Consider the following 20,595-nt stretch of genomic DNA (forward strand, 5'->3'; position numbering starts at 1 on the left):
CGGATTCCGTCATTTCTTAGGTACATTCCCCACTTCTTAGGTAGGTCTTCGGTGAAGACCTGCACGGGGCTTCGGGATTTCGGGGCGGTTGTTCGCGGGACACCTACCTAAGAAACGCACGATGTACCTAAGAAGTGCGTGGGGTGCGGTCTTGGGAGTGTGCGGGCCGGCTCCGGGAACGCACGGGGCGGCCCTGGGGTGCGTACGGAACGACGTACGGGTCGCGGGAATGTGCGGAATGTGCGAAAACACACGGAAATACGCGGAAAACGGGGGTACCGCGATTCGGTGGCTTGCGATAACCTGTTACGCGTGACTGAATCTTCGAATACTGCAAACGAACTCCGCATCGCCGTGATCGGCGCGGGCCCCGCCGGCGTCTACTCCTCCGACATCTTCCTGCGCCAGCTCAAGAAGCTCGGCGAGGAGCTGGGCCTCGGCACCAAGGCCCGCATCGACCTGTTCGAGAAGCTGCCCGTGCCGTTCGGCCTGGTCCGCTACGGCGTGGCCCCCGACCACCCGTCCATCAAGTTCATCGCCTCCGCGCTCGAGAAGACGCTCGACAACCCGGACATCCACCTCTACTGCGACGTGGAGTTCGGCAAGGACGTCACCCTCGACGACCTGCTCGCCCGCTACGACGCCGTGCTGTTCGCCACCGGCGCCGTCAAGGACAAGCCGCTGCGCATCCCCGGCGCCGACCTCGACGGCGTGTACGGCGCCGCCAAGTTCGTCGAATGGTACGACGGCTACCCCACGGGCGCCCGCGAATGGCCGCTCACCGCCGAGAACGTCGCCGTGATCGGCGGCGGCAACGTGGCGATGGACGTCGCGCGCGAGCTCATGCGCAACGCCGACGACCTCAAGGCCAAGACCGACATTCCGGACAACGTCTACGAGGGCATCCAGAACAACAAGGCCAAGGTGCTCCACCTGTTCATCCGCCGCGGCGTCGCCCAGGCGAAGTTCAGCGTGCAGGAGCTGCGCGAGATGGAGAAGCTGCCCGGCGTGCAGCTCATCATCAACGAGGACGACTTCGAACTGGACGACGACACCATCGAGGTCGCCGGCAAGGACAAGCTCACCCGCCAGATGGTCGAGGAGCTGTTCGCCATCCGCGAGATGGCCGAAGACATGGAGGACGACGGCGACGTCGACTACGAGGGCAACCCGGCCGACCGCAAGTACTACGTCCACTTCAACTCCGCGCCCACCGAGATCGTCGGCGAGGACGGCAAGGTGAAGGCCATCCGCGTCGAGCGCACCGAGACCGGCGCCGACGGCGTGATGCACCGCACCGGCGAGTTCACCGACTACCCGGTCGAGGCCGTCTACCACGCGATCGGCTACCAGCCGGCCGAAGCCCCCGGCATCGCCTACGACAGCCACGGTGCCCACCTCGCCAACGCGAACGGCGACGGCCGCATCACCGCTGAAGCCGAGGGCGGCGAAGTGCGCGAGCGCCTCTACGCCACCGGTTGGGCCAAGCGCGGCCCGGTCGGCCTGATCGGTTCGACCAAGTCCGACGCGCTCGCCATCGTCACCAACATGCTCGAGGATCTCGCCAAGGCCGCCGAGGGTGGCCGCGTGGCCGCTGACCGCGACCCCGAGTCCATCGACCGTCTGCTGGCCGACCGCGGCGTCAAGCCGATCGACTTCGCCGGCTGGAAGAAGGTCGACGCCTTCGAACGCGCCGAGGGTGCGAAGGAAGGCCGCGAGCACAAGAAGGTCATCGAGCCCGCCCAGATGCGCGAGCTTGCCCACGCCGAGTGATTGCGCGGCCCGTTTCACATCGTGTTTCACGTGACACGATGTGAAACCGCGTGAAACATCCGCGTCCCCGCGTCCCCGTGACGCGTCGCGTCGCATATCGCTCCGAAGCCGCGATCGGCGGTGGTTTCGCACGATGATTCGTGTGAAACCCCGCCAATCGCGGCTTCGTCATATTCTCGTATACAGGTTCCTCAAACGGTTCGATAGTCCGTCCCCACGCCCGTCGCCCGTTTGCGCATCGGGAAGGTGGTCATCATGAAGCAGTCGCGTTCCGCCGGCTCTCCGCGGGGGAGCAGGTCGGGCGGCGCCCGCTCGCCGCGCGGCGGCCGCAACGGCCGGACCTCCCTCCCGCAGTCACGCAACTCCGGCAAGACCTCCCTCCCGCAATCGCGCCGCTCCGGCGCGCCCGCTCGCCGCCGCCGCACCACGCAATACCAGCGTGCGTCGAAACGCATGCGCGCCGTCTACCGCCGCCGTCGCATCGTCGTCGGCACCGCCGCGCTCGCCGTCATCTGCTTTGTCGTCGCCGTCGTCGCGCACGTGCCCGGCTGGCTGTCCGACGCGGACGATGCGGTGAGCGCCGCCGCCGGACATCCCACGTTGAGCCGCGCGGCCGCGACCAAGCCGCGCACGCTCACCGTCGCGGAACGCGCGGTGGCGGCGCTCGGCAAACTCGACGGCAAGGCCGACGTCTCCACGGAAGGATTCACGCTTTCCGACGACGACCGTGCGGCCCTCGACCAGGCCGTCGCGACCGTCACGTCCGCCGGATACGGCGTCTCCGTCACGATGGTCGACATGACGACCTACCGCGCGCTCGCCGTGCACGGCGGCGACGCGCGCTACTCCGCCTCCGCGATCAAAGGCCCGTATATCCTCGCGCTCGCGGCGACCGGCACCGTCGACCTCGACGCGGTCGCGCAGTCGTCGGACTCCGATCCGACCGGCGTCGGCGCCGACGGCAAGCCGGTGTCGTCCGGCGACGGCGACGCGACCGGCGCGACGGGCGCCGCGTCCGGCGAGGACGAGTCGGCGATCGCGTCGGACATGACGCTCACCTCGACCGGCGCGGGCGTGAACCAGCTCATCGCGCAGGCGGTCACCGTGTCCGACAACAGCAGTTTCGCCGCGCTCCACCGCACGTACGGGTCCGGCTCGTTCGCCGCGTGGGCGACGCGCGCGCATGTGGGCGCCGACGTGACGAGTGGCGCGTACCTCGACATCTCGTCGACCGACATGGCGCGCATGTGGACGATGGGATACGGCTACCTGTTCCACGGCGATTCGACGCTCGCCGTGCGCGGATCGAAGCCCGTCACGTCCGATGAGGCGCGACAGTGGCTCGCGGGCGAGTTCACCGACACGCTCAACTCCAGCATCCACAACGCGCTGGGCGATTCGGACGGTTACGCCGTGTACACGAAGGCGGGATGGATCGACGACGGCGACTACAAGGCGTTGAATGACGCCGGCATCGTCTCGACCGGTTCCGGCGACTATGTGCTCGCGGTGATGACCGACGCGGTCGGGCAATATGACTTGGTTGCCGGGTTGGTCTCGGCGTTGGATGGGGTCCATTCGTCCGCGATGGCGAAGTAAGTGCTGTCGGCGGAGCCGGCTGGGGGAGAGGTTGCGGGGCGAGGGGTGTGTTTCACGTGAAACATCGCTTGGCGGACCGGTGTCGCGTTGGGTCGGCGGCTGCGTTTGTGGCGGCACCGGCGTGCTGACGGCGCGTCCGGGCGATGTCCAGCGAAATTTCAGATACCCCCGATAGCGTGAACCACATGGACGGCAAAATGCGTGTGCACGGCCATTGCAATGGCCTGAAGACGACCCTGCTTTTCGGGTTGATGTGGGGCGTCGTCATGCTGGTCTGGTGGGCCACGGGCGGCAGTCGAGGAACCCTCGGCATCTTCATTCTCATCGGCCTCGGCTCCACGTTCTTCTCCTACTGGTTCTCCGACAAGCTCGCCATCGCGTCGATGGGGGCGCAGGAGGTCAGCGAGGCGGAGGCGCCCACGCTGTACAAGATCGTCCGCGAACTGTCCGCGAAGGCCGGCAAACCGATGCCGCGCATCTACGTCGCGCCGACGATGAGCCCGAACGCGTTCGCCACCGGGCGCAACGAACGCCACGCCGCCGTCTGCTGCACGCAGGGCATCCTCAGGATCCTCAACGAACGCGAGATCCGCGGCGTGCTCGGCCACGAGCTGATGCACGTATACAACCGCGACATCCTCACCTCGGCGGTCGCCTCCGCGATGGCGACCGTCATCACGTATCTCGGCTATTCGCTCATGTACTTCGGCGGCGGCACGTCGCGCGACGACCGCGACAACGCGTCCGGCGGGCTCGGCCTGATCGGCGTGCTGCTCAGCGCGATCCTCGCGCCGATCGCCGCGTCGCTGCTGCAGCTGGCGATCTCCCGCACGCGCGAATACGACGCGGACGAGGACGGCAGCATGCTCACCGGCGACCCGGAGGCGCTCGCCTCCGCGCTCAACAAGATCTCGTACGGCGCGCAGACCACGCCGATGCGCAAGACCGCCGGCACGCAGTCCGTCTCCGCGATGATGATCGCCAACCCGTTCTCCGCCGCCGGATTCTCGAAGCTGTTCTCCACCCACCCGCCGACCGAGGACCGCATCAAGCGCCTCATGCAGATGGCCCAGGAGATGCGCGCCGCCCAGGTGTATGGCGGCGGTGCCGGGGCCGGCGGGTTCGGTGGGCCCGCGCAGGTGCGCTGGTAGGTTCGTGCATCGCGCCGGCGGCCTTACTTCGAATCGCGCCTCGCGTTGTGCCGGCGGGGATGCGCCGAATCATGCCTCCGTCTTGCGCCGGCGATTGCCCACCCGGCGCAAACACCCGTTTTTTGCTGTCTACAGCGTCAAATGGGGGTGCGGGGGCGTTGAATCGGGTGTTTGGCGCTGTACATCGGAGATAACGGGTGTTTGAGCCGGGGGTTGACGACGCCGGGGGCGTGGCTCCTTGGCCGTAGGGATGGTGGAGTTGCCGTCTGTTGCAGTGGGGCGCGTCGTCACGGTGATCGGTTGAGTCGGGAAAACGTTGGAATCATTGGAGACACGCCGTATGAAGGCCACTAAGTTTATTCGTTTGACAAACATTGTTCAACCATTTAACATATTGAATCGTCAATCGGAAACGGATGGCGGCGCACAGCGATGGGACGCCACGCGGATCCGACGAAGAACGCAGTGAACACGAACATCAAAGGAGACTGCAATGGGTCTGTGGGATATCGACAAGATCGAGTACGTCGGTCGCAAGGGCGGCGCCAAGGAAGGCCTCGGCTTCCGCTACTACGACGCCGACAAGGTCGTCGCCGGCAAGAAGATGAAGGACTGGCTGCGCTTCGCGGTCGCCTACTGGCACACCTTCGACCAGCGCCTCGTCGACCCGTTCGGCGACGGCACCGCCGAGCGCCCGTACGACAAGTACACCAACCCGATGGATCTGGCCCTCGCCAAGGTCGACTACGCCTTCGAGTTCTACACCAAGCTGGGTGTCGAATACTTCTGCTTCCACGACCGCGACATCGCCCCGGAGGGCGACACCCTGCGCGAGACCAACGCCAACCTGGACAAGGTCGTCGACAAGATCGAGGAGAACATGAAGTCCACCGGCGTCAAGCTGCTGTGGAACACCCAGAACCTCTTCACCAATCCGCGTTTCGTCTCCGGCGCCGCCACCTCGCCGTTCGCCGACATCTTCGCCTACTCGGGCGCCCAGGTCAAGAAGAGCCTCGAAATCGCCAAGCGCCTCGGCGCCGAGAACTACGTGTTCTGGGGCGGCCGTGAAGGCTACGAGAACCTGTGGAACACGCAGATGCACCGCGAGCAGGCCCACATGGCCAAGCTCTTCCACCTCGCCGCCGACTACGCCAAGGAGATCGGCTTCGAGGGCCAGTTCCTCATCGAGCCGAAGCCGAAGGAGCCGACCTCGCACCAGTACGACTTCGACGCCGCCGCCGCGCTCGCCTTCCTCAAGACCTTCGACCTGGACGACGTCTTCAAGCTGAACCTCGAAGGCAACCACGCCAACCTGGCCGGCCACTCCTACCAGCATGAGGTTCGCTTCGCCCGTGAGAACGGCATCCTCGGCTCCCTTGACGCCAACCAGGGCGACAAGCTCATCGGCTGGGACATGGACGAGTTCCCGTCTGACCTGTACGACTGCGTCGCCGTGATGTGGGAGGTCCTCGCCAACGGTTCGATCGGCCCCCACGGCGGTCTGAACTTCGACGCCAAGCCGCGCCGCACCTCCTTCGCCGCCGACGACCTGTTCCGTGCGCACATCGTGGGCATGGACTCCTACGCCGCCGGCCTGCTGGTCGCCGCCAAGATGCATGAGGACCACTACATCGAGGATCTGCAGGCCGATCGCTACAGCTCCTACGAGTCCGGCATCGGCAAGGACATCGAGGACGGCAACGTCACGCTCGCCTCCCTTGAGGAGTACAGCCTCGACAAGACCCAGGCCGAGCTGCGCGCCGCGACCAAGTCCGACCACCTCGAGCAGGTCAAGGCCACCATCAACAACTACATCGTCGACGCGCTGGCCGAGGCGTGAGCCGAAAGCCCAGTGGGCTTTCGGGTAGCCTCGGGCGAGGTTGAGGCGGGAGCCGAAGCCGAGCTGACGTATGGCGCGCGCAGCGCTCCGCAGTTGCGGAACGAGGCGTGAGATTGATTAGCTCCCTCGATCGAGGGAGCCAATCCCATATGGCGGATTGTTCCGTCACCCGCTGTGGCTCCCGCTGGCGGGAGCTGGCCGCCGTAGGCGGTCTGAGGGTGGTTCGGTAACGGACCGCGACCACCCCCAGTCGGCTTCGCCGACAGCCCCCGCCGGCGGGGGCGTGAACATCGGTATCCGGTGGGAGGTCCATCGTGTTGCGACAGCCCCCGCCGCGCGGGGTGGTGGTTCTTCAGCCGCGGGCTTTCGCGTAGGCCTCGTACACGGCCTCGGTGGGCTCGCCGGTCTCCACGCCGTCGATGGTGAGCGGCCACTCCGGCGGTTCGGCCTCGCCGGACAGCACCCATGCGGCCTGGCGGGCCGCGCCGATCGCCACGTACTCGTCGGTGGTCGGACGGGTCACGTCCATGCCGAGGATCGACGGTGCCAGCGTGCGGATCGCCACCGACTTCGCGCCGCCGCCGATCAGCAGGATGCGCTCGATCCGTGCGCCCAGTGAACGGATCAGTTCAAGGCAGTCGCGCTGCGAGCACAGCAGGCCCTCGACGAACGCGCGTGCCAGATTCTCGCGCGTGGTGTTGTGCAGGGTCAGGCCGGTGAGCGATGCGGTGGCGTCGGGGCGGTTCGGCGTGCGCTCGCCGTCGAAGTACGGCACGAGCGTGATACCGCCGGCGCCCGGCTCGGACTTGAACGCGAGTTCGGCCAGCTCGTCATAGTCGACGCCGAGGGCGGCGCGGCCGGCGTCGATGATGCGCGAGCCGTTGATCGTGCAGGCGAGCGGCAGGTAGTGGCCGGTGCAGTCGGCGAAGCCGGAGACTGCGCCGGTCAGGTCGTACACCGGGTTCTCGGCGATGGCGGCGGCCACGCCGGACGTGCCGAGCGAGATCGACACGTCGCCGACGCCCATGCCGAGGCCGAGCGCGGCCATCGCGTTGTCGCCGCCGCCGGGGGCGAGGATGCAGCCGCCGTCGACGTTCTTGCCGGCGATGGCGGGGGAGGCCTTCACGGCGGCCGTCTCGCGCGGGCCGAGCACGGTGGGCAGCACGATGGATGCGGCGTGGGCCTTGGCGGCCTCCTCGCCTTCGGCGGCTGCCAGCACCATCGCGATGAGGTCGCGGCGGTACTCGCCGTGCGCGGCGTCGTAGTAGATGGTGCCGGACGCGTCGGAACGGTCGGTGAACAGCTTGTCGAGGTGCGCGTCCTCGCCTTCCGCGACCGGGCCGTATCCGGCGATGCGCCAGCTCAGCCAGTCGTGCGGCAGGCAGATTGCGGCGATGCGCTTCGCGTTCTCCGGTTCGTTCTCGGCGACCCATGCGACCTTGGTGAGCGTGTAGGAGGCGACCGGCGAGGAGCCGACGGCCTTGACCCAGCGCTGCTTGCCGCGTGCGACGACATCCTCTGGTTCGCCAGCGGTCGCTGCGCCCGCCTTGCCGAGCTTCTCGATGAGCGCGGCGGCCTGCGGGGCGGAGCTGGTGTCGTTCCACAGCATCGCGTCGCGGATCACATTGCCCTGCTTGTCCAGGATCACCATGCCGTGCTGCTGTCCGCCGACGGCCAGCGCGGCCACGTCGTTGAGTCCGCCGGCCTGCGCGGCGGCGGTCTGGAACGCCTCCCACCAGTATTCGGGGTTGACGGACGTGCCGTCCGGGTGCTTGGCCTGTCCGAAACGCACCTGTTCGCCCGTGGCGGCGTCCGTGATGCGGACTTTAGTTGATTGGGTTGATGTATCGACTCCTGCGACCAATGTGCGAGTCATGTTTCCTCCTCGATGAGGGCTGCGCGCAAGGCTTTCGACGCGCCGCACCTAATAAGTTAGACGATTAAACTATACTGTATTCCGGCATGAAGATGCAAGTGAGGTCGCGTCGTACGCCATACGACATGCGACGGCCGGCCGGCATGCGTCGCGCGGCGTCTACTATGAAAGTCTACGTCGCCATACGGCCCGAAGACCAAGACAACAGAGAAGACGAAGACGACAGCACGAAGGGACAGGTACCATGGCCGCTTTGAGGAAGATCAATCAGGACGACCTGCGCAACCACAACCTGTCCGTGACGCTCGACGCGATGCTGTGCGCGAACGACCCGCTGAGCCGCGCCGACCTCGCCAAAGCAACCGGACTCACCAAGGCGACCATGTCGCTGCTCGTCTCGATGCTGCTCGAATCCGGCGTGGTCGAAGAGGGGGAGCCCATCGCCGCCGCATCCTACGGCCGCCCCAGCACACCGCTGCGCATCCACGGCGGCCGCATCGCCGGCATCGGCCTGCAGGTCAACACCGACGGCTACGGCTGCCTCGCGCTCGACATCAACGGCGACACGCTCGGCCGCGAATGGGTGAACGACGACATGACCGACTGCGACCCACAGGACGTGTTCACGAAACTCGACACCATGACGGCATCGCTGGAACAACAACTCGCCCGCCGCGGCTGCACGGTGGCCGGCGCCGGTCTCGCCCTGCCCGGCGTCGTCACCGGCAACCGGCTGACGGTCGCCCGCAACCTCGGCTGGACCGGCCTCGACCTCACGCGCTTCGACGTGGTGCGACGCCTCGACGCCGGCCCCGGCAACGAGGCGAAAATGGCCGCCATCGCGCAGATCCCCGGCTACGCTACCGAACGCGCCGACTTCCTGAACGTCGTCGACCGACGCGACTCCTTCATCTACGTCTCCACCGACGTCGGCATCGGCGGCGCCATCGTGCGCGACGGCGAAGTGGTCCGCGGCTCGCACGGATTCTCCGGCGAGATCGGCCACCTGTCCGTCGCGATGGACGGTCCGCGCTGCACGTGCGGCCGCCGCGGCTGCCTCGAAATGTACGCGGGCCGCCGCGCCATGGTCGAAGCCGCCGGCCTCGCCGACGGCGACCTCGCCACCAAATCGGACGCCGTCAAACGGCTCCTCGACGGCTGGCGCACCGGCGACTCGCAGATCACCGCGGTGATCGACAGGGCCGTCGACGCGCTCGTCTCCGCCATCGCCTCCGCCGTCAACCTCGTCGACGTGGACACCGTGCTGCTCGGCGGCCTGTGGACGCACTTCGGCGACGAACTCACCATCGTGCTCGAAAACCGCCTGCGCGAGGAGATCGTCGGACCGGACGGCATGACGGTACACGTCGCCACGCCACCCGTCGCTGAACACCCCTCGCTGTACGGCGCGGCCGAACGCGGCCTGCGTCGGTTCATCGACGATCCGCTGCGGTTCATCGGCGCGTGAACGGTCGGCGGCGACGGCCGTGCGCCGCCGCATCCATCCGGTAGAATCGCCGGCATGAACAAGCCGATGAATGCGAAGAAGGATGCGTCGGAGACGCCCGCCACGCCCGTATTGGAGATCGCCGTGCAGGACGCGCGCGGCGCCGCCGTCGCCGCGGCCGCCGGCGCGGACCGCGTCGAACTGTGCGCCGCACTCGGCGCGACCGGCGGCCTCACGCCCAGCTACGGCGCGATCCGGCTCTGTGCGGCGGCTGCGGCCGGTGCGTTTGGTGAGTCCGGCGCGTCCAGTGAGTATGGTGCGTCCGGCGATGATCCGAACGACGCCGATGCCGTTCCGCCCCGCATCCCGCTCGGCGTGCAGGCGCTCATCCGCAACCGCGGCGGCGACTTCGTCTACGATGCCGACGACCAGACCATGCAGCTCGCCGACATCGGACCCGCATTGGAGGCCGGCGCGGCGGGCGTCGTCGTCGGCGGACTGCGCGCGGACGGCACGATCGACGAGGACTTCGCGCGACGGCTCATCGATCGCGCGCACGAGGAGGCGGCGCGGCTGGGACGCGCGCACGTCGACGTGACGTTCCACCGCGCGTTCGACATGGTGCCGGCGGCGGCGCGGTGCGAGGCGCTCGAGACGCTGATCGCGCTCGGCTACACGCGCGTGCTCACCTCAGGCGGCGCGGCCAGCGTGCCGGACGGCGTCGACGCGCTCGCCGAACTCGCCGACTGGGCCGGCGGGCGCATCCAGATTATGGCCGGCGGCGGACTGCGCCCGGCCGATTTCGCGCGCGTGGCCGCGACGGGCGTCGACGCGCTGCACCTGTCCGCCAAGACGGTGGTGCGGTCCGCCGGAGGGCCGGGAGGCGGCGGCGACAGCGCCTACGAGCGCACCGATTCGGCGCAGGTGGCCGCGGCCGTGCGGGCGGTGCGGAGCGTGCGGGGTGCTGACTGCCTGTGAAGGCGCGGGGTGCTCGGGCTGTCGGGGCGTGAGGCACGGTGCGGGGTGTGCGGTGTGCTGGCCGCCCGTGAGGATTCGGGTTGTTCGGGCTTCCAGGGCGTGAGGCGTGAGACGCGGTGTGAGGCGTGAGGTGCGGGGTGAGGTGTGAGGTGCGGGGTGAGGTGTGAGGTGCGGGGTGAGGTGTGAGGTGCGGGGTGTGCCCGCGTAGTGAGACGGCGGGGCGTCACGTCCCGGACCGTGTTTAGACTGGGGGCTCGCGTCCAAAAGACGCACCCTTGCGGATGTAGTTCATCGGTAGAACGAAAGCTTCCCAAGCTTTAAAGGCGGGTTCGACTCCCGTCATCCGCTCCAATCAAGAACCGTTGGACAACCAACGGTTCTTTTGCTTTTTCAAGGATTGTCCGGGCTCTCGTGAGAACACGGTGAGGACGATTTGTGTTGAGCCCCGCGCATATGTCATAGGGATGTCACAGCTGTATCGAGACCGCTTCCGTTGTCGTGGTCTACGGGAACCGTTGCGATGCTTTGGTGGTTGCAGGGATTCGTAGGGGGATGGGCGCCGGTCCCACCGGCTCCCGCTGGCGGGAGCTGTCATGCGGAGCATGACTGAGGGTGGTCGCACGGGTTGCGCCGTCGTAGGGGGCGCGTGGTCTGTCGCGTGGACCACCCCCACCCGGCTTCGCCGGGAGCCCCCGCCGGCGGGGGCGAGATACATGTCATCGTGATTGGCGGCGGCGACTCCGGCGGGAGCCCCCCCGCCGGCGGCGGGGCGAGACGGGAATCACGCCAGAGGGGAGCGTACTCGTCTCCGATCAACGCCTCTGCATACCAGCATGTGCACACGGCATGGTGTCCGCCGGCGGGGGCGTGGCGTACGTTCGAGACGGTATTTTCGGTCGCCACCGTGGAGAACGTACGCTGAGGAATCGTCAGTGTACGTTTTCCACGGTGAGAAGGGATAATCCCGTCGCGAACGTACGCTTGGCAGGCGGGACCGTGGAACAGGCGTGGGTTGGCATGTGACGGGACACGTGACGAGGTTGGCATGTGACGGGGCATGTGGTGGGGCGGCATGCGGCGGGATCGGCACATGGCACGTGACATGCGGTGGGGTGCCATGCGGTGGAGTGGCACGTGGCAGGTTGGCATGCGATGGGATGGAACGTAGCGGGGGTGACATGTGACGAGGTTGGTATGTGACGGGTTGGCATGTGGCGGGGTGCGTGGCGGAGTAGCAGGTGTGGAGTGGCATGTGCGGGGTTGGGTGGGCTTGCGGCACGTGGCCGCGAGGCGACGGGGGCGTGACTTGTGCGGGAATTCACAGCGGGGAATGAGCACCTGGCGTGCGTGTTCCGGGCGGCGGCGCGATAATGGCCGTATGACTATCGCAACTCCCGAACGTTATGCTGAAATGCTCGACGCCGCACGTCGCGGCGGATACGCGTACCCCGCCATCAACGTGACGAGCACGCAGACCCTGAACGCCGCGCTGCAGGGCTTCGCGGAGGCCGAATCCGACGGCATCATCCAGGTGTCCGTCGGCGGCTCCGCCTACTTCTCCGGTCAGAGCGTGAACGACCGCGTCACCGGTTCGCTGGCGTTCGCCGCGTTCGCGCACGAGGTCGCGAAGAAGTACCCGAACATCACCGTCGCGCTCCACACCGACCACTGCGCCAAGCAGTACCTCGACGAATGGGTGCGCCCGCTGCTCGCGCACGAGGCCGACGAGGTCGCGCACGGCAAGGAGCCGACCTTCCAGTCGCACATGTGGGACGGCTCCACCGTGCCGCTCGACGAGAACCTCGACATCGCCGAGGAACTGCTCGACAAGTCCGTCAAGGCGCACACCGTGCTTGAGATCGAGATCGGCGCGGTCGGTGGCGAAGAGGACGGCCACAGCCACGAGATTAACGACAAGCTGTACTCGACGCCGGCCGACGGCGTGAAGGTCGCGCAGCGACTGGGACTCGGCGAGCGCGGCCGCTACATGGCCGCGTTCACGTTCGGCAACGTGCACGGCGCGTACAAGCCGGGCTTCGTGAAGCTGCGCCCCGACCTGCTCGGCGACATCCAGCGCGAGGTCGCCACCGCCGTGGTCGACGGCCGCATCGCCTCCGCCGCCGGCGCGGTCGATTTCCCGGCCGGCAAGCCGTTCGCGCTCGTGTTCCACGGCGGCTCCGGCTCCCGCCCGGAGGAGATCGCCGAGGCCGTCAGCCACGGCGTCGTCAAGATGAACGTCGACACCGACACCCAGTACGCGTTCACGCGCGCGATCGCCGGCCACATGTTCTCGCATTATGATGCGGTCCTCAAGATCGACGGCGAGGTCGGCAACAAGAAGTTCTACGACCCGCGTTCGTGGGGCCGCGAGGCGGAGACCTCGATGGCCGCGCGCGTCGTCGAAGCCTGCCAGGAGCTCGGCTCCGCCGGCAAGGCGCTGAAGTGAGGTAAGGGCTGCTCGGCTGCTGGGTGCCAATCGATTCGCTGAGGACCATTGCTCGGTCTTCGGCAGGCTCCTGAATGCAGAGGGTGTAGCGCTCGCCGGCGGGTCGTGAGGGCTGCGCGCTCTTAGTCGGGTGCCAGTCGGATATTCCCTCGGTTCCGTTGTATGGGATGGTTTTCCCCTTGAGAGCCGCAAAGAGCATAAGAAAGGCCGATACCGCAAGGTGCCGGCCTTTCTTATGCGGTCCTCCTCATGTATGTGCTGCCGGTCTTGGGATTCTCGAACTCCCCTTCATCTCTCCTGCTTCCGATTCGGATTTTCGTCGTTGGAAAGTTCGGATTTTGGTAGTTGAGATATTCGGATTATTGTAGTTGAGATATTCGGATTTTCGTCGTTGGAAAATTCGGATTTTGGTAGTCGGCATCGTGAGGCGTGGAAGGGACGGCAGTGGAGATCATGAACAACGGCGATGTGATAAGGCCCTCCGGTTATCGTCCCCGAATCATCGACGCCCAGATCGAACGGTACCAACGCATTTTCGGCGCCGTCGAGGTCGCGGGTACGAAATGGTGCGGTAAGACGTGGTCGGCTCGGGCTCATGCGTCAAGCATCACCTACGTGGATCGCGGCAGCAATCTTGCCGTGGCGCGTGCCGATCCGTCCCTGATGCTGCTGGGCGATCGTCCGCATGTCATCGACGAGTGGCAATTGGTCCCCGCGATCTGGGATGAGGTCCGGCATCACGTGGACGACGATTCGGGGAAGAAGGGGCAGTGGCTGTTGACGGGGTCATCGACGCCGCGGCAACGGAACCTGCCGCAGCATAGCGGCGCGGGCCGCATCGGCCGCATTCGTATGAATCCGATGAGTCTGCTGGAGTCCGGGCTATCCACGGGCGCCGTCAGCCTGCAAGCGCTGTTCGATCATGAGTTCGAGGCGACGGGCGCCGCAATGGATACGGAGACACTACTGGATGCCGTGTGCCGGGGCGGATGGCCCGAAGCGATTGATATGCCAGTGGCCGATGCCCAGACGCTGATCCGCGAGTACGTTCGATTGACATTGTCCGAAGGCGTCGGCCGATTGGGCCGGAATCCGGATGTCGCCAGACGGTTGATGAACTCCCTGTCGCGCAATGTCAGCCAAGCGGTTACGTTCAAGACCTTGCGCAAGGATATGTATGGATCCGAGGAGGATCCGGACGATTTCGTGTCCGATCGCACGGTCTCCGAATACGTGAGCATGTTCGAAAACATGTTCGTCATCGATCCGGTGCCGGGGTGGGTTCCGCCCGCTCGCTCGCCGAAGCGTTTGCAGACCAAGCCGCGTCGTTACTTCGCCGACCCGTCCATTGCCGCCGCGGTGTTGGGCATGAACTCGAAAGCGTTGGTCGTGGATTGGCAGACCTTCGGATTCCTGTTCGAAAACCTGTGTGTGCGCGACCTGCTAGTGTACGCCCGCGCGTTGCCGGATATCGGGATGGAGCCGGTGCGGTACTACCATGACGACTCCGGGCTGGAATGCGATGCCATCATCGAGCTGGCGGACGGACGATGGGGTGGCATCGAAATCAAATCCAGCGAAGACAAGGTTCCCGAGGCGGCGGCGAACCTGAATCGTCTCAAGGTCAAATTGCTGAGGAACCCGGATGCCCGGACCCGTGCCCCTGAGTTCCTGGCCGTGCTAATTGGCATCGGCCAATACGCATACCGTCGCGAAGACGGAATCTACGTCATCCCCATCGGCGCACTGGGCGTGTGAGCTTTTCTCTGTCCGACAGTCTATGGGCGGGGTCATTCGGGCGGCTCCGTGATTGGCTGTCACCGGATTCAGTGAATTACATGAGTGGCGAGACTGGTAGCTAATGCCAAGCTCGCCACTCATTGTTTTGAGAGCGGATTTCGGGGCTGTCATAGCGGAAGGCCTCCGATGCCAACCATGATGATGGCCTATGTGCATAGTCCGGGTATGAACCTGTATGGTTTGGGAGCGAACCTGTATGGTTCGGGGTGGAATGTGTAGTCTTCGGAGCCGAACGTGTGAGGTGGGTGTCTGAAGGGACGGCTTTCCGCGCTGGTCGGGGGAATGTGGAATGGCGGGATTCCGGGCTTTTGCCGAGGATGGGACGTTGATCGGAGGATGGTCTTCGGTGCCATACCGCGCAGGTTCGTGGCTTTCTTATACAGGTTGGTGCCTCGGGTATACAGGTTGCCGGTCAGACCATGCAGGTTGCCTTGCGAACCGTACACGTTGGGTATGGAATCGTACACGTTCGCCGTGGCGGGGTGGACCACCCCCAGTCGGCTTCGCCGACAGCCCCCGCCGGCGGGGGCGAGAGAGGGTCACCCTCCGTGAAAGGTGACGGCCCTCAGCGGAAGGCGACCGGATCGTTACATCACTTTGGTGCTTTCGAGGTTGCGGATGATCCAGTCGTTGAGGCGGATCACGGGCTTGCGCAGTACGAGGCCGAGCACGAGCGACGGCACGAGGAACAGGGCGAGCTTGCCCATCGCCACCCAGTACTCCATGCCGTAGGCGCCGGCCATGGCCGAGTGCATCGCGTCCACCGCGTACGGGAACAGCAGCCACCGCGACACCACCTGGAAGAACGGGGGCAGCGTCTCCACCGGGAACGTGCCGCCCGATCCGGCCACCTGCATGACGAGCAGCACCACGGCGATCGCCTTGCCGATGTCGCCGAACGAGACGGTGAGCGTGTACACGATGTTCGAGAACACGAGCGCCGCCAGCCATCCGACCATCATGAACTGGATCGGATGCTCGCATTGCACGCCCAAATACAGCAGGTCGCCGAGGCAGACGAGCGTGCCCTGCATGAGCGCGAGCATGCCGAACAGCATGTACCGTCCGAAATACTCCTGATGCAGACGCAGCCCGAACCGTCGCGCGTTGCCCGGCGACTCGGAGCGCGGCTTGCGCAGCACATCGAGCATCGCGCCCGGCCCGGCGGCCCGTCCGATGATGACCGCGTCGCGCAGACCCACGTCCTCGCCGAGCGGCAGCACGTTGCCGAGGCCGAGGATCTTCGCCTTCTCATGGTCGGAGATCGCCACCTTGAGCATCGCGACGAGGATGATCGCGCCCACCCAGATCGCGAGGATCGTGTAGAACGGCGCCATCGCGGAACCGTAGTTCGCGATTGGGTAGATCGCCTCACGGTCGACCGCGACGGGTGCGGAAAGCATCGTGGCGATCGCGTCCGGATCGGCGGACGTGATCGCGGACAGGTCCATCCCGGAGCCGCCGGTGGCCCCGGAGCCGCCCGCCACCGACGTGAACTTCGCGTTCAGGTCGTCGAGTTTCGCCGCCGACTTGTCAAGCGTCGAAGCGGCCTCGCCCAATGCGGTGCGCACGTTCGTCAGCCCGTCCGAGATACCGCCGGACAGGCCGCGCACGCTCGCCGTGGTCGCGGTGAGCCCGTCGACCACGCCGCCGGCCTGGTCGACCATCGCGCTCATAGACGCGGTGAGCGCGTCGATCTGCGGCTTCAACGTCGACTGGTATGTGGAGGCCGCATCGGTGACGGCTTTGCGCGCGCTCGCGACCTGCGCCTTCAGGTCGCGTCGCGTCGCGGCCATGTCGGCCGTGCCGTCGGTCACTTGTTTCGCCGCGTCGCCGAGCGAGGCGGCGGCCGCGGCGAGCTTGGTCTGCGTGCTCTGTGCCTGGTCGGCGGCCGCGTTCAACGCGTCCTGCACCGTGGGGATGGTGGCCGATCCGGCGAGCGAACGTAGCGCCGTCGCGTAGTCGCCGTATGCGTCGGCCTGACCGTTCACTTTCGATTGGAGCGTGGTGAGCGCGCTCGCGACCTGCCCGGTTTGCGTGTTCACGTCGCCGAACGCCTGATCGATCTGCTTGTCGACGCCGTCGTAGGCGCCGCCCGCCTGCGTGAGCGCGTCGCCGACGCCGTCGGTCGCGCCGGATAATGCCGCGTTCAGGTCCTTCGCGCCTTTCGTGCCCTGTTTGAGTGCTTTTTTCGCGTCGGCCGCGCCGGTGCCGGCGGAGCCGAGCAGCCGGTCGGTGGACGCGATGATTCCGTCGGCCGCGCCGAGCAGGTTCGCGTAGGAGTCGGCCTGCGCGCTCGCGCCTTTCAGCCGCGTCGACATGGTCGTGATGTGCTGCGTGGCGTTCGTCACGTACTGTTGCATCTGCGGGCTGTCGGCGTATTGCGCGACGTTCGAGGCGAGTCCCAGCGCCACCTGTCCGAGGGTTTTGACGAATGTCTTGTCGATGGTCGTGGCGACCGTGCTCGCGCCCGCGTCGGTGATGTGCGGGGCGATCGGGTTGATTTTCTCGTTGAGGTAGTAGTCGAGTTTCGCGTGGCGGATCTTCGGCGAGAAGAGGGTCATCATGTCGGCGCTGAACGATTGCGGGATGACGAGCGCCGCATAGTATTCGCCGGAGTACACGCCGTCGATGGCTTTCGTCCTGTCGACGAACTGCCAGTCGAGCTGGTGGTTGGCGCGCAATGCGCTCGTCACGGTCTCGCCCACGTTGATGCGCACCGGCATCAGGTCGGATTTGTAGCCTTTGTCGGTGTTCGCGACGGCGACTTTGAGCGCCTTCGTGTTGCCGTACGGGTTCCAGCTCGCGGCGATGTTGTACCACGCGTACAGCGCCGGCACGATGACGAGGCCCATCGCCACGATGATCGCGATCACGTTGCGCGTGGCCTGCTGCACGTCGCGGGCGAAGATCCGCCAGATGTTCCTCATCGCGCGCCTCCCTTCGTGTCGTCGGTTTCGGCGTCCGGTTCCGGCGCCGCCGCGCGTTCCGGCGCGTCCGGCGCGGCTTCCGGCGCCGCGTGCGCGCCCGCGCGCCGGCGCCGCCAGATGTAGCCGTTGAGCATCACGTCGCGGAACTGGTCGGCGCTCAGCGCGCTCACGCCCAGTTCGCGCGCATAGTTCTCGCGCGTGTATTCGACGATGATGAGGAACGCGTCGATGATGATGATCGACGCGATCCACGCGGACAGCATCGCGATCTTCGCCTGCGTGAGGAACAGGAGGATGAGGAAGACGAACGGCAGCACGGTGAGCAGCACGAGTCCGGCGACGATCATCTTCGGATAGCGGTCGAAGAACCGGTGCGCGCGGCGTGTGACGAACTCGCGCAGTTCGGCGGAGTTCGCGGCGACGCGGAACGTGGAGGTGAGCCGCACACGCTCGTTGACCATCGTGTCGTGCTCGGTGATCATCAGGTCGGTGTCGCCGAGGCGACGGTCGAACAGCGCGTTGAGGTTCATCGCGTAGCGGCGCACCACGAGGCCCACGAACAGCGCGACCGGCAGGTAGCAGAGCAGATGGCCCAGGTCCAGCCAGTAGTGGTTCGCGTACGTGCCGGCGATCGGACCGCGCATCGCGTTGATGCCGTAGGTGAACGGCAGCCACGGGTGCAGTTCGCGGAAGAAGTTCGGCATCAGTTCGATCGGGTACAGGCCGGATGCGCCCGGGATTTGCACGATGACGAGGATCACGGCCACCGCCTTGCCGATGTGCCGGAACGCGACCGCCAGCGCGTAGATGATGTTCACGTAGACGAACGAGCAGACGAGCCCGGCGAGCAGGAACAGCAGTGGATGCTCGCATTGGATGCCGAGCACGAGATCGCCCACGCAGGCGATGACCGCCTGCAATAGGCCGATCGTGACGAGCAGCAGCCAGCGTCCCAGATACGCCTGCGTAGCGGTCAGGTGGCGCAGTTCGCCGCGCTGCTCGCGGTCCACTTCGAGCTTGTAGATGGCGATGAGCACGAACCCGCCCACCCATAGCGCGAGGTTCGTGTAGAACGGCGTGACCGACGATCCGTAGTTGTCGGTCGGATACACGGTGCGCGTGGTGAGCGCGACCGGCGAGCCCATGAACCTGCCGAACTCCTTGTCGTCCAGATGCAGCCGGTCCTTGATGGCCGTGTACGCGGCTGAGCTGTCGAGCGCGGCCACGTCGGTGCGCACGCCGGTCACGTCGCCGATGAGCTGGTCGAGCTGGTCGCGCGTGTCCGCCACCGTCGTCTTGGTCTGCCCGATCGTGTCGGCCAGTTGACCGAGCAGCCCGTCGGTCTGGTCGGCGGTGTCGGCGAGCGTGACGAGCGTGCCCGCCATCGTGCCGTTCAACGCGGCGAACGAGCCCAGCGACGCGTTGAGGTTCGGCATGACCGTGCCGGTGAGCGTGCCGCGCGCCGTGTTCAGTCCGGTGATGCCGCCGGAGACGGCCGTGCCGGTCGCATCGGACAGGTTCGTGGCCGCGTCCTTGCCGGCGCCGATGAACGCGGTCGTGTTCTTGTGGAAGTCGTCGACCTGCTGCTGTTGCTTCGCGACCGTGTCGGCGAGGGAGTCCACCTGCTTCCAGATGCGCTGACCTGCCGGGTCGGACGTGTGCTCGTCGACGCCCGCGCGCCTCAGCGCCGTCTTGAGGTCGTCGACCGCGGCGGCGGTCTGGCCGAGCGGCGTCGCGATCGCGTTGTGGATCTGGTCGACGGATTCCTGCGCGCCGTTGAGCGTGCCGGTCACGTTGCCCGCGGCCGTGTTCACCTTCACGCCGATGCCGCTCAACCCGGCCGAACCCTGGTCGAGCGCGCCGACCATTGTCGTGGACAGCTGCTGCGACGAGGTCTGCGCCTGCGCGAGCAGCGACCCCGACTGCGAGGACGTGCGCTGCGCGGCGGCGATGGCCTTCCTGAGTTTCGCGATCGTGCCGCGCGCGCTCGCGATCGTGCCGTCGGACTGGTCGAGCGTGGTCGCGATGTCGTCGAGCGACGCGCGCACGTCGCGGATGTCGTCGACGACGGTGTCGAGGTCGTCGAGCACGTCGCTCTGCGTCGCGTCGGTCGCGCCGGTCAGGTCGCGTCCGGCGTGCGACACGGCCTTCGCGACCGTGTCGCCGACGGTCGCGACGAACGTCTGGTTGATCTGCTCGTCGATCGTGGTCGCGCCCGTGTCGGTGATCTTCGGCGCGATCGCGTTCTTCTTCTCGTTCACGTAGTACGTGATCTTCGGGCGCCGCTTCGGGCTAGTGAGCGCGTCGGCGAGACTCGCGCTGAAGTCCTTCGGCAGGACGATGGCCGCGTAGTAGTCGCCCGTCTGCATGCCGTCGAGCGCGGTCGTCTCGTCGACGAACCGCCAGCCGAGCTGGTGGTTGCGCTTGAGCTGCGCGACGACCTGCGCGCCCGCGTCCAGCTTGCCGACGAGCGGCGAGGTGGTGCCTTTGTCGTTGTTCACGACCGCCACCTGGATGTTGCCGGTGGCGGAGTACGGGTCCCAGTTCGCGAGGATGTTGAACCATGCGTACAGCGATGGGATGATCGCCACGCCCAACGTGACCACGACGGCGACCGGGTTGCGCAGGATGCGCGTCAGATCGCGGGTGAACACACGCCATATCGTTCGCACTTCGGCAGCCTTCTTTCCGTTCCTCCGGCGTGTTTTCGGTTCCGTGGGGCACATTACTCGGTGGCGTTGCCCATTTCTTAGGT

The 20,595-nt window shown here is 66.4% G+C and carries 11 protein-coding genes and 1 tRNA gene; 9 read left to right on the forward strand and 3 right to left on the reverse strand.

What is annotated here, in order from left to right; genetic code table 11:
- Positions 1-312 precede the first annotated feature (312 nt).
- The 4 genes from BSTEL_RS08525 to xylA all read left to right on the forward strand — a co-directional run bounded on the left by BSTEL_RS08525 (position 313) and on the right by xylA (position 6,363).
- Entirely contained in the window at positions 313-1,773 is a 1,461-nt protein-coding gene (locus BSTEL_RS08525; RefSeq protein WP_034529550.1) for an FAD-dependent oxidoreductase, read from the forward strand.
- A 255-nt stretch (positions 1,774-2,028) separates the two neighbouring features.
- The gene (locus tag BSTEL_RS08530; RefSeq protein ID WP_034529552.1) at positions 2,029-3,372 is read left to right on the forward strand and encodes a serine hydrolase; all 1,344 of its coding nucleotides are present in this window, start codon (positions 2,029-2,031) and stop codon (positions 3,370-3,372) included.
- A 185-nt stretch (positions 3,373-3,557) separates the two neighbouring features.
- Positions 3,558-4,523 (forward strand): zinc metalloprotease HtpX, encoded by a 966-nt coding sequence (gene htpX, locus BSTEL_RS08535; protein ID WP_051922991.1) that lies wholly within the window; start codon positions 3,558-3,560, stop codon positions 4,521-4,523.
- A 493-nt stretch (positions 4,524-5,016) separates the two neighbouring features.
- Positions 5,017-6,363 (forward strand): xylose isomerase, encoded by a 1,347-nt coding sequence (xylA, locus tag BSTEL_RS08540; RefSeq protein ID WP_034529555.1) that lies wholly within the window; start codon positions 5,017-5,019, stop codon positions 6,361-6,363.
- A 352-nt stretch (positions 6,364-6,715) separates the two neighbouring features.
- Here the strand turns inward: xylA and BSTEL_RS08545 are convergent, their stop codons facing one another.
- Positions 6,716-8,239: a xylulokinase gene (locus BSTEL_RS08545; protein WP_034529556.1), complete on the reverse strand. Its 1,524-nt coding sequence runs from the start codon at positions 8,237-8,239 to the stop codon at positions 6,716-6,718.
- Positions 8,240-8,483: 244 nt separating this feature from the next.
- Here BSTEL_RS08545 and BSTEL_RS08550 point away from each other — a divergent pair, with 244 nt between their 5' ends.
- The 5 genes from BSTEL_RS08550 to BSTEL_RS08570 all read left to right on the forward strand — a co-directional run bounded on the left by BSTEL_RS08550 (position 8,484) and on the right by BSTEL_RS08570 (position 14,868).
- Complete coding sequence (locus BSTEL_RS08550; RefSeq protein WP_034529557.1) at positions 8,484-9,707, forward strand: ROK family transcriptional regulator; 1,224 nt, start codon at positions 8,484-8,486, stop codon at positions 9,705-9,707.
- Between the two features lie 54 nt (positions 9,708-9,761).
- The gene (locus BSTEL_RS08555) at positions 9,762-10,664 is read left to right on the forward strand and encodes a copper homeostasis protein CutC (RefSeq protein ID WP_238567679.1); all 903 of its coding nucleotides are present in this window, start codon (positions 9,762-9,764) and stop codon (positions 10,662-10,664) included.
- 277 nt (positions 10,665-10,941) lie between these two features.
- Positions 10,942-11,015: transfer RNA gene (locus BSTEL_RS08560), tRNA-Gly, on the forward strand.
- Positions 11,016-12,042: 1,027 nt separating this feature from the next.
- Complete coding sequence (gene fbaA / locus BSTEL_RS08565; protein ID WP_034529559.1) at positions 12,043-13,110, forward strand: class II fructose-bisphosphate aldolase; 1,068 nt, start codon at positions 12,043-12,045, stop codon at positions 13,108-13,110.
- 453 nt (positions 13,111-13,563) lie between these two features.
- Positions 13,564-14,868, forward strand: a complete 1,305-nt coding sequence (locus BSTEL_RS08570; RefSeq protein ID WP_034529691.1) for an ATP-binding protein — start codon at positions 13,564-13,566, stop codon at positions 14,866-14,868.
- 629 nt (positions 14,869-15,497) lie between these two features.
- Here BSTEL_RS08570 and BSTEL_RS08575 read toward each other — a convergent pair.
- A complete protein-coding gene (locus BSTEL_RS08575; RefSeq protein ID WP_034529562.1) occupies positions 15,498-17,840 on the reverse strand; it encodes a YhgE/Pip domain-containing protein in 2,343 nt (780 codons plus the stop codon).
- Positions 17,837-20,512 (reverse strand): YhgE/Pip domain-containing protein, encoded by a 2,676-nt coding sequence (locus BSTEL_RS08580; protein ID WP_051922993.1) that lies wholly within the window; start codon positions 20,510-20,512, stop codon positions 17,837-17,839. Before BSTEL_RS08580 ends, BSTEL_RS08575 begins: the two co-directional genes overlap by 4 nt.
- Positions 20,513-20,595 lie beyond the last annotated feature (83 nt).

It is taken from the genome of Bifidobacterium stellenboschense (genome assembly GCF_000741785.1).
GTDB classification, from domain to species: Bacteria; Actinomycetota; Actinomycetes; order Actinomycetales; family Bifidobacteriaceae; genus Bifidobacterium; species Bifidobacterium stellenboschense.